9 protein-coding genes are annotated in these 10,150 nt (G+C 72.0%); 5 read left to right on the top strand and 4 right to left on the bottom strand.

Going from position 1 to position 10,150, the window contains the following annotated elements:
• Positions 1-587, bottom strand: a 587-nt coding sequence (locus tag MED15_RS18485; RefSeq protein ID WP_167457674.1) for a DUF1775 domain-containing protein, incomplete at its 3' end; no start/stop codon positions are given.
• A gap of 188 nt (positions 588-775) precedes the next feature.
• Between MED15_RS18485 and thrS the strand changes: the two genes are divergently transcribed.
• The gene (gene thrS, locus MED15_RS18480; protein ID WP_112583384.1) at positions 776-2,785 is read left to right on the top strand and encodes a threonine--tRNA ligase; all 2,010 of its coding nucleotides are present in this window, start codon (positions 776-778) and stop codon (positions 2,783-2,785) included.
• 128 nt (positions 2,786-2,913) lie between these two features.
• Here the strand turns inward: thrS and MED15_RS18475 are convergent, their stop codons facing one another.
• The gene (locus tag MED15_RS18475; RefSeq protein ID WP_112583447.1) at positions 2,914-3,642 is read right to left on the bottom strand and encodes a D-Ala-D-Ala carboxypeptidase family metallohydrolase; all 729 of its coding nucleotides are present in this window, start codon (positions 3,640-3,642) and stop codon (positions 2,914-2,916) included.
• A 176-nt stretch (positions 3,643-3,818) separates the two neighbouring features.
• Here MED15_RS18475 and MED15_RS18470 point away from each other — a divergent pair, with 176 nt between their 5' ends.
• On the top strand, positions 3,819-4,331 hold the full coding sequence (locus MED15_RS18470) for an HIT family protein (RefSeq protein WP_181518504.1): 513 nt from the start codon (positions 3,819-3,821) through the stop codon (positions 4,329-4,331).
• 49 nt (positions 4,332-4,380) lie between these two features.
• Here the strand turns inward: MED15_RS18470 and MED15_RS18465 are convergent, their stop codons facing one another.
• A complete protein-coding gene (locus MED15_RS18465; RefSeq protein ID WP_225855422.1) occupies positions 4,381-4,863 on the bottom strand; it encodes a hypothetical protein in 483 nt (160 codons plus the stop codon).
• 98 nt (positions 4,864-4,961) lie between these two features.
• On the opposite strand from MED15_RS18465, the gene MED15_RS18460 reads away from it, so the two are divergent.
• Positions 4,962-6,020: an aldo/keto reductase gene (locus MED15_RS18460; RefSeq protein ID WP_112583382.1), complete on the top strand. Its 1,059-nt coding sequence runs from the start codon at positions 4,962-4,964 to the stop codon at positions 6,018-6,020.
• 111 nt (positions 6,021-6,131) lie between these two features.
• On the opposite strand, the gene MED15_RS18455 is transcribed toward MED15_RS18460, so the two are convergent.
• Positions 6,132-8,288 (bottom strand): elongation factor G-like protein EF-G2, encoded by a 2,157-nt coding sequence (locus MED15_RS18455; protein WP_112736340.1) that lies wholly within the window; start codon positions 8,286-8,288, stop codon positions 6,132-6,134.
• 249 nt (positions 8,289-8,537) lie between these two features.
• On the opposite strand from MED15_RS18455, the gene pgsA reads away from it, so the two are divergent.
• The gene (gene pgsA, locus MED15_RS18450; protein WP_112602096.1) at positions 8,538-9,167 is read left to right on the top strand and encodes a phosphatidylinositol phosphate synthase; all 630 of its coding nucleotides are present in this window, start codon (positions 8,538-8,540) and stop codon (positions 9,165-9,167) included.
• 49 nt (positions 9,168-9,216) lie between these two features.
• Complete coding sequence (locus MED15_RS18445; protein WP_112583380.1) at positions 9,217-10,149, top strand: phosphatidylinositol mannoside acyltransferase; 933 nt, start codon at positions 9,217-9,219, stop codon at positions 10,147-10,149.
• Position 10,150 lies beyond the last annotated feature (1 nt).

Genomic DNA, 10,150 nt, shown 5'->3' with positions numbered 1-10,150 from the left:
CCGGCCGCCGGGCCGGCGTGCCCGCCGTGTGCGGCCGGACCCGCCGCGCCGGGCGCCGCCGGCAGCAGGGCGAGAGTCGGGGCCCGGTGCGGGCCGGCGGCGTCCGCCCACCGGACCACAGTGCCATCGGCGTACGTCTGAACGACCTCGAAGGTGAGCCGTTCCGCCTGCGGCATCGGCCCCATGGAGAGCGCCAGCCGAGCCGGCCCGCTGTCACTCGCACCGACCCGGACCCAGGTCACCGCGGTCGTCACAGTGCTCACCCCGGAGGAGTGGATACCGGCCACCGGCTTGTCCAGGGTGCGAGAGCTGATCCGGGGCGCCCAGCCGTTCACCGACATGGGGTAGACCTCGGCGATCGGCGCGTCGGCCGGCAGCCGGACCTCGATCTGCTTGGTCTTCGTGCCGGCCCGCTCCTCCGGAACGCTGAACTCCAGCCGTACCGCGTCGCCCTGCCGGGCCTCGGCCGGGGTGGTCGTCACGTCCGCCGCGTACGCCGCGCCAGGCCAGAGCAGCAGCCCAGCGGCGGTCACCGCGGTCGCCGCCACGATCCGCCGCCGACGGCCACCGCCGTACGTGCTCGCCATCTCGTGCCCCCATCCGTGTCGACGCGGCCGGCACCGGTTTCCGGCCACACCTTCTAGTTCGGCTGCGAGGCGCGAAAGGTTCAACGACGGCGGTAAGGAGGTGCCGTTCCCGGTCGGAGGCGGGGCGACCGATAGCATCGGCAGGAGCCGAGGATCGGCACCGTTTCGTACCACTTGGAGGAGTCACCGTGTCCGCACCCCGTACCCCCGCCGTGGCCGACCCCGTCGTCGTCGCCGCCGGGACCACGGCGGCCGACGCGGTGGCCGCGGCCGGACTGCCCGCGAACGGCCCCAAGGCGATCGTCGTGGTCCGCGACCCGCAGGGCCAGCTGCGCGACCTGGACTGGACGCCGGCCGAGGAGACCGTCGTCGAGCCGGTCAGCCTGGATTCGCCCGACGGGCTCAACGTGCTGCGCCACTCCACCGCGCACGTCCTCGCCCAGGCCGTGCAGGACATCTTCCCCGAGGCCAAGCTGGGCATCGGCCCGCCCATCGAGAACGGCTTCTACTACGACTTCGACGTCGAGAAGCCGTTCCAGCCCGATGACCTCAGCAAGCTCGAGAAGCGCATGCAGGAGATCATCAAGTCCGGGCAGCGGTTCCGTCGCCGCCGCTTCGGCAGCCTGGACGAGGCGCGTTCCGAGCTGGCCGACGAGCCGTTCAAGCTGGAGTTGATCGAGGTCAAGGGTGAGGGCCTGGACACCGACGAGGTGATGGAGGTGGGCGGCGGCGAGCTGACCATCTACGACAACCTCGACGCCAAGGAGGACAAGGTCTGCTGGTCGGACCTGTGCCGCGGTCCGCACCTGCCGACCACCCGACTGATCGGCGCGTTCAAGCTGATGCGCTCCGCCGCCGCGTACTGGCGGGGGTCGGAGAAGAACCCCCAACTGCAGCGGGTGTACGGCACCGCGTGGCCGACCCGCGACGAGCTCAAGGCGTACCTCAAGCTGTTGGAGGAGGCCGCCCGGCGCGACCACCGCAAGCTCGGCGCGGACCTCGACCTGTTCAGCTTCCCCGACGAGATCGGCTCCGGCCTGGCGGTCTTCCACCCCAAGGGCGGCATCATCCGCCGCGAGATGGAGCACTACTCCCGCCAGCGGCACGAGGCGGCGGGGTACGAGTTCGTCAACACCCCGCACATCACCAAGGCGCAGTTGTTCCAGACCTCCGGTCACCTGCCGTACTACGCGGACACCATGTTCCCGCCCATGCAGCTGGAGGGCGCGGACTACTACCTCAAGGCGATGAACTGCCCGATGCACAACCTGATCTTCAGGTCGCGCGGGCGGTCGTACCGGGAGCTGCCGCTGCGGATGTTCGAGTTCGGCACTGTCTACCGGTACGAGAAGTCCGGCGTCGTGCACGGACTGACCCGGGTCCGCGGCCTGACCCAGGACGACTCGCACATCTACTGCACCCGTGAGCAGATGGCCGGCGAGCTGTCCACGCTGCTCAGCTTCGTGCTCGACCTTCTGCGCGACTACGGCCTGGACGACTTTTACCTGGAGCTGTCGACCCGGGATGACTCGCCGAAGTTCATCGGGGCCGACGAGGACTGGGCCGAGGCCACCGAGGCGCTGCGGACCGCCGCCGAGACCTCCGGCCTGGACCTGGTTCCCGACCCGGGCGGCGCGGCGTTCTACGGGCCGAAGATCTCCGTGCAGGCCCGTGACGCCATCGGCCGGACCTGGCAGATGTCCACCATCCAGGTCGACTTCAACCAGCCGGAGCGGTTCGCGTTGGAGTACCAGGCCGCCGACGGCAGCCGGCAGCGGCCCGTGATGATCCACCGTGCGCTGTTCGGGTCGATCGAGCGGTTCTTCGGGGTGCTCACCGAGCACTACGCGGGCGCTTTCCCGGCCTGGCTGGCGCCGGTGCAGGTGGTGGGCATCCCGATCCGCGAGGACCACACCGACTACCTGCACGGCTTCGTCGCGGCGCTGCGCGCCGAGGGCATCCGGGCCCAGGTGGACGCGGGTGACGACCGGATGCAGAAGAAGATCCGGACGGCGCAGCAGCAGAAGATCCCGTTCATGGTGATCGCCGGTGACGACGACGTGGCCGCCGGTACGGTCTCGTTCCGCTACCGCGACGGCTCCCAGCGCAACGGGGTGCCGGTCGCCGAGGCCGTGACCCACGTGCTGGACGTGGTCAGCTCACGGACCAACATCGGCCCGTCCGCCGCCGCCGAGTAGCGAAACCGCCGCAGGCGGTCCGCGTACCGCGTGATCGTGCTCGATCCAGGAAGTAGTGGCCTCCCCGGTGGGGGAGGCCACTACTTCCATGTTCGAGCACGATCTTCGCCCGGAGGCGGTGCTGGGTGTCAGATGCCGCAGTTCGGCGCTGACCAGCCTCCGACCGCCGCCACGTGGGTGTGGTCGTTGTGGTCCGGGTAGCCGGGGCCGAGGATCTGCCCGAAGCCGTGGTAGCGGGCCTGCTGCGCCAGCCGGCAGAACGACGGGGACCCGACCAGGTCGACCCCGTCGCCGTACAGGTGTCTGCTGTTCGACGCTCCGCCGACTGCGCTGTTGCAGGCGTAGCTGCGGAAGCTGCTGCTGATCGCGATGGACACGTCGCCGAGGGCGTGCCGCATGGCCTGGAGCTTCCACATCGAGACGAGCGCGTTGAACCGGGCGGTGCTCGCCGAGACGGCGCCGCCGGACCAGTCACTGTTGCACTTGTTCAGCTCGGGGTAGCTGAAGTTGGCCGGGGTGCAGTCGTCGTCCTGGAGGGCGTAGAGCCGGTTGAACGTCTGTGGGCCGGCGATGCCGTCGGCGGGCAGCCCGTACGCCTGCTGGAAGCGGATCACCGCCGATCGGGTGGCCGGGCCGTACGCGCCGTCGAGGGTGAGCACCGCGCCGTAGCCGGGGTAGCCGGCGACCCGGATCTGGAGTTGCCGGACATCCTCGCCGGACGCCCCCTGGGACAGGGTGCGTCCCCAGGTGTAGCAGCCGTCCGCCTGGGCCGCGCCGGCAGTGAGGGTGACGCCGGCCACTGTGGTGGCGGCGGTCAACGCCAGTGCCGCGAGGAACCTGCCGAGCCGTCGGAACATGTAGCCCTCCATCAATGCATGGAAGTACGTGGATGCATGGAAGTTTCATGCTTCGACTTTGATCCGTCAAGAACTTGCAGTCCCGGGTTTCCCGAAGGCGGGTGTCGCGGCGTGCCCGCGCGGCTCCGTAGGATCGGCTCGTGACAGGGGCGGAACGGCACACGGACAGTGACGGCATGGCGGACGGCCTGGAGCGGCTCTGGACGCCGCACCGGATGACCTACATCTCCGGCGAGGACCGCCCGGCCGAGGGCTACGAGAAGCCCACCGGCTGCCCCTTCTGCCGAGGGCCGCAGCTGCCCCCGGAGGAGAGCCTGGTGGTGGCCCGGGGCGAGCACGTCTTCGTGGTGCTCAACCTCTACCCGTACAACCCGGGGCACCTGCTGGTCTGCCCCTACCGGCACGTCGCCGACTACACCGACCTGGACGTGCCGGAGACCACCGAGCTGGCGTCGTACACCCAGACCGCCATGCGGGTGATCCGCAAGGTCAGCAACGCCCACGGCTTCAACCTGGGCATGAACCAGGGCGGGGTGGCCGGCGCCGGCATCGCCGCGCACCTGCACCAGCACGTGGTGCCGCGCTGGGGCGGCGACGCGAACTTCATGCCCGTGATCGGCCGTACCAAGGTCCTGCCGCAGCTGCTCGGCGACACCCGCGACCTGCTCGCCCGCGCCTGGCCGTCCTGACCGTCGTCGGCCGCGCCGCGCCGGTCGCGCGGCCTCCCCACCGGTCCGGCTAGTCGGCGCGCAGCAGCGGGGTCAGCTCCGACCAGCTCTCCACCCGGCGTACGCGGGGCAGCAGCGCGGCGTGTGCGGCGACCTCGGCCTTTCGGGGCCGGAACAGGAAGCGGTGCGGCACCGAGTCGAGATAGCCGAGTACCTCCAGCTTGTCGTCCACGAAGTGGGTCAGGCCGAGGCGTCCGGCGATCGGCGCCTTGTCCGGTCGGGTGCGGCAGAAGTGCACCCGCTCGACCGGGATGCCGGTGCGGGCCGGAAAGTCGTGGTGGGCCAGCCACTCCCGGGTACGCCGCTCGGTGGCCTCCCCGCACTTGGACACCAGGTGCACCTCGTCGAACGCCGGGCCGAGCGCCGCGAGCGCGTCGAACGCCCCGACGACGACCGGGGTACGCAGGTAGTGCGCGCCGAAGAACGACGTGTCCGCGTCGTCGTCGGCCGGCTCGATGATGACTCCGCCGATGTCCACCCCGAGCCGTCGCATGGCATTGATCATGCCGCACCGTGACCGTCTCCATGCGCCCGCGTGTCCGCCCGCGGATCTGCTGCGCCCCGGCCCGCCGAAGGTGGCACGATCGGCCGATGGCAGTCACGACACGGGTGTTGGGGCGCAGCGGCATCGAGGTCAGCGCCCTCGGCATGGGGTGCTGGGCGATCGGCGGGCCCTGGGCGGAGGGCACCCAGCCGCTGGGCTGGGGCGCTGTCGACGACGACGAGTCGGTGCGGGCGGTACGCCGGGCCCTCGACCTCGGCATCACCCTCTTCGACACTGCCGACACGTACGGGGCCGGGCACGGTGAGCGGGTGCTCGGCCGCGCGCTCGCCGGTCGCCGCGACGACGCCGTGATCGCCACCAAGTGGGGTTACACCTTTGACGAGGCCAGCCGGCAGGCCACCGGCGAGGACGCGTCGCCCGGGTACCTGCGCAGTGCCGTGACCGCCTCACTGCGCCGGCTGGGCACCGACCGGATCGACCTCTATCAGCTGCACCTTGCCGACCTGTCGGTACCGAGGGCGCAGGCGCTGATCGGGACCTGTGAGGAACTGGTGGCCGAGGGCCTGATCCGGGCGTACGGGTGGAGCACCGACCGCACCGACCGGGCTGCCGCGTTCGGGCACGCCGCCGCCGGTGCCACCGCCGTGCAACACGCCCTGTCGGTGCTGCGTGACGCCCCTGAGCTGCTCGCCGTCTGCGAGAAGTACGACCTGGCCAGCGTCAACCGGGGCCCACTCGGGATGGGGCTGCTCACCGGCAAGTACTCGGCCGGGTCGACGCTGCCCCGCGACGACGTACGCGGGCTGGCCCCGGGCTGGTTGGAGTGGTTCCGAGGTGGCCGGCCGGCACCGGAGTGGCTACGCCGGGTCGGCGCGGTCCGTGCCGCGCTCACCGCCGACGGGCGCACCCTCGCCCAGGGGGCGTTGGGCTGGATCTGGGCGCGCAACGGCCGCACCATCCCGATCCCGGGCTGCCGTACGGTCGCCCAGGTCGAGGAGAACGCCGCCGCGCTGCACCGGGGCCCGCTGCCGGCCGACCAGTTCGTCGAGGTGGAGCGTCAGCTCGCCGCCGTCCGCACCGCGGCCCTGCGCGACGCCGACCGCCCCCACTGGCCCCGCCCCACCCACCCCACAGTCCACCCGTAGACCCCCGGCGTCACGCCAGCCCCCGCCGATCTTGCACTTCCTGCGGCGACTTGTGCCGCAACAGCGACATGAGGACAACAGAAAGTGCAAGATCGCCGGGCCGGGCCGGGTTTAGGGGAGTTGTTCCTTGCGGGCCTGGTCGGCCAGGTGGGCGGGCATGGGGTCGTGGCGGACGAAGTGGCGGCGGAAGGTGCCGGTGCCGGCCGTCATCGAGCGCAGCTCGACGGCGTACCGAAGCAGCTCGGTGGCCGGCACTTCGGCGCGGACGAGGGTGCGGCCCTCGGTGTCCGGGTCCGGTTCGGTGCCGAGCACCCGGCCGCGCCGGCCGGACAGGTCGCCCATCACCGTGCCCACCGAGCCGTCGGGCACCCGGATGGTGACCTCGTCGATCGGCTCCAGCAGGGCCGGCTGGCCACGCTCGGCGGCGTCGCGCAGCGCCAGCGCGCCGGCGGTCTGGAAGGCCGCGTCGGAGGAGTCGACGCTGTGCGACTTGCCGTCGACCAGTGTCACCCGCAGGTCCACCACGGGGTGCCCGGCGACCAGCCCGCGCTCCAGTTGGGCGCGGACGCCCTTCTCCACAGACGGGATGTAGTTGTGCGGCACCGCGCCGCCGACCACCCGGTCGACGAACTCGAAGCCACTGCCGCGGGGCAGCGGCTCGACCTCGATGTCGCAGACCGCGTACTGGCCGTGGCCGCCGGACTGCTTGACGTGGCGACCGTGCCCCTTCGCGGGCACGGTCAGGGTCTCGCGCAGCGACACCTTGACCGGTTCGGTGTCCAGCTCGACGCCGCCGGCGCGCAGCCGGTCGAGCACCACGTCGGCGTGTGCCTCGCCCATGCACCAGAGCACCAGTTGGTGGGTCTCCGGGTTGCGCTCCAGCCGCAGGGTGGGGTCGCCGGCGACCAGGCGGGCGAGGTTGCGGGCCAGGGCGTCCTCGTCGGCGCGGCTGCGGGCGGCGATCGCCACGGGTAGCAGCGGCTCCGGCATCTCCCAGGGGGCGATCAGCAGGGGCTCGTCCCTGGTCGAGATGGTGTCGCCGGTCTCGGCGCTGCCCGACTTGGTGATCGCGCAGATGTCACCGGCAACGCAGAGCGACACCTCCCGCAGTGTGGCGCCCAGCGGGGTGTAGATGTGCCCGACCCGCTCGCCGGCGTCGTGGTCGGGGTGCCCACGTTCGGCCATGCCGTGCCCGGAGACGTGCACGGTCTGGTCGGGGCGCAGCGTGCCGGAGAAAACCCGGACCAGCGAGACCCGACCGACGTGGCGGTCGATGGTGGTCTTGACGACCTCGGCGACCAGCGGTCCGGTCGGGTCGCAGCTCAGCGGCGGACGCGGCGAGCCGTCCACGCCGGTCACCGCCGGCAGTTCGTGCTCCAGCGGCGACGGGAACGCGGCGGTCAGCACCTCCAGCAGCACGTCCAGCCCGACACCGGTCTGGGCGCAGACCGGCACCACCGGGTAGAAGTGGCCCCGGGCGACGGCCTTCTCCAGGTCGTCGATGAGCACCTCGTCGCTGATCTCCTCGCCGTCGAGGTAGCGGTCCATGAGGGTCTCGTCCTCGCTCTCGGCGATGATCCCCTCGATCAGCTCGTCGCGGGACTCGTCGATGGCCCGCTGGTGCTCCGGGTCCGGGTCGCGGACGTCGGCGGGGAGCCCGGCGCTGTAGTCGAAGACCCGACGGGTGATCAGGCCGAGCAGACCCTCGGTGGACACCCCGTCGTCGCCGAGCATCGGCAGGTAGAGCGGCATCACGTTGTCACCGAAGAGGCGCTGGCAGAGCGCCACCGTCTCGTCCACGTCGGCGCGCGGCTGGTCCAGCCGGGACACCGCGACCGCGCGGGGCATGTCGACGGCTGCGCACTCCTCCCAGAGCGCGACGGTGGCCGCGTCCATGCCGCCCGCGGCGGAGACCACGAAGAGCGCGGCGTCGGCGGCCCGCAGCCCGGCACGCAGCTCACCGACGAAGTCGGCGTACCCGGGGGTGTCCAGCAGGTTGACCTTGATGCCGTTGTGCAGCAGCGGCGCGCAGGACAGGCTGACCGAGCGCTGCTGGCGTACGGCGGCCGGATCGTGGTCGCCGACAGTGGTGCCGTCGACCACGGTGCCGGCGCGGCCGATCGTGCCGGTCGCCGCCAGCAGGGCCTCGACCAGTGTGGTCTTGCCCGCCCCGGAGTGCCCGACGAGCACCACGTTGCGGACCCGCTCGGGCTCGGTCACCACCGGCGTGCCGCCGGTGGAACCCTTCTCGTGACTCTTCTGCGCCATGGGGCGCACCTCCCTCAGCCGGTGGTGGTGGCGACCGCCGCGCGACGGGAAGCGGCCCGGGGCGAGTGCGCGGCGATATCCTCCGGTGGTCTGCTGCACAGCGGGAACGGGACGGGCGGACGGGTGAGCTGGCTCACCTCCCGGCTCGATCTCACACCCGTTGCCGGGTAGGCACAAGCCTCCCCCGGGCGGGTCGGCGGTACCGTCCGTATCGCCGGAGCTGGGCGGACCGTTATCGTGGGGACCGCCATGGCGAAGATCTTCCAAGTGTCGGCCCGCGCGGGGATGACCCGCGTCGTAGAGCCGATTGCCCGCGCCCTGCTGCGCGCGGGCGTCACCCCCAATGCCGTCACCGTCGCGGGCACCGTTGGTGTGCTCGTCGGCGCGCTCGGCTTCGGTGCTCGCGGCCACCTGGTCGCGGGCGCGTTGATCGTCACCCTGTTCGCGCTCACCGACCTGCTCGACGGGACGATGGCCCGGATGAGCGGCGGCTCCACCAAATTCGGCGCCTTCCTCGACTCAAGCATGGACCGGGTCGCCGACAGCGCCGTCTTCGGCGCCGTCGCGTACTGGTTGGCCACGCAGGGCGACCACTCCGGGGTGGCCGCCGCGTTGGTCTGCCTGGCCGCCGGCAGCCTGGTCTCCTACGTCAAGGCCCGCGCCGAAGGGCTCGGCATGACCTGCAACGTGGGCATCGCCGAACGCACCGAGCGGCTGCTGATCGTCGGGGTCGGCGGGATCCTCACCGGTGTCGGTGTCGATCCGGCCCTGGAGATCGCGCTCTGGCTGCTCGCCGCCGTGTCGATCTTCACGGTGGGGCAGCGGATGACGCACGTCTACCGCCAGGCCCAGCAGCTCCAGCCGGACGGCCAGGCGTGAGTGGCGCGCCGACGACCCGGCGTCGGACGACGACCGGCGGCCGAGTCGCGTGAACCTCACCGAGCTGGGCTACATCGCCGGGTGGCGGGTGCTCCGCGCGCTACCCCGGCCGTTGGTGGCGGCCGCGTTCCAGGCGGGCGCGGACCGCGCCCACCGCGCCGGCGGCGGGGGTACGGCCCGACTGCGCGCGAACCTGCGCCGGGTGGTCGGCCCGGAGCTGCCCGACGCCGAGTTGGACGATCTCGTCAAGCGCGGGTTGCGCTCGTACGCCCGGTACTGGATGGAGGCCTTCCGGCTGCCCGCCCTGAGCCGGTCGCAGATCCTGTCCGGTTTCCGGCTCGACGGCGCCGAGTTGCTCGCCGCCGACGTGGCCGCCGGTCGGGGCGCGGTGGTGGCCCTGCCGCACTCCGGTAACTGGGATGCCGCGGGCGCCTGGGTGGCGGCCACCGGTTGGCCGATCACCACTGTCATGGAGCGGCTCAAGCCGGAGGGCGTGTACAAGCGGTTCCTGGCCTTCCGGGCGAGTCTGGGGATGGAGATCCTGCCGACCCACGGGGGGCCACGTCCGGCATTCGACGTGCTGCTGGACCGGCTGCGGGCCGGTGCGGTGGTGCCGTTGCTGGCCGACCGGGACCTCTCCGCCCGCGGGGTCGAGGTGGACTTCTTCGGCGGGAAGACCCGGATGCCCGCCGGCCCGGCGCTGCTCGCGTTGCACACCGGCGCGCCGCTCTACGTGGCCTCGCTGTGGTACGAACCGGATGCCGCCTGCGCGTCGCTGGCTGGTCCGTTGCCGGTGCCGGGCCCCGAGGCGGGGCCGCTGGACCAGCGGGTCCGGTCGCTGACCCAGCTGATCGCCGACGGTCTGGCGGCGGGTATCGCCCGGCATCCGGAAGACTGGCACATGTTGCAGCGGATGTGGCTGGACCAGTCGAGGTCGGGGGAGAGCGCGGCGCTGCCCTCGTCGGCCTCCGGTCCGGCCTGAG

Origin of the sequence: Micromonospora noduli, assembly GCF_003264475.1 — a bacterium.
In the GTDB taxonomy this organism is placed as follows: domain Bacteria; phylum Actinomycetota; class Actinomycetes; order Mycobacteriales; family Micromonosporaceae; genus Micromonospora; species Micromonospora noduli.
Note: the sequence above shows the minus strand (reverse complement) of the source record. Positions and strands in the feature narration are given on the sequence as shown.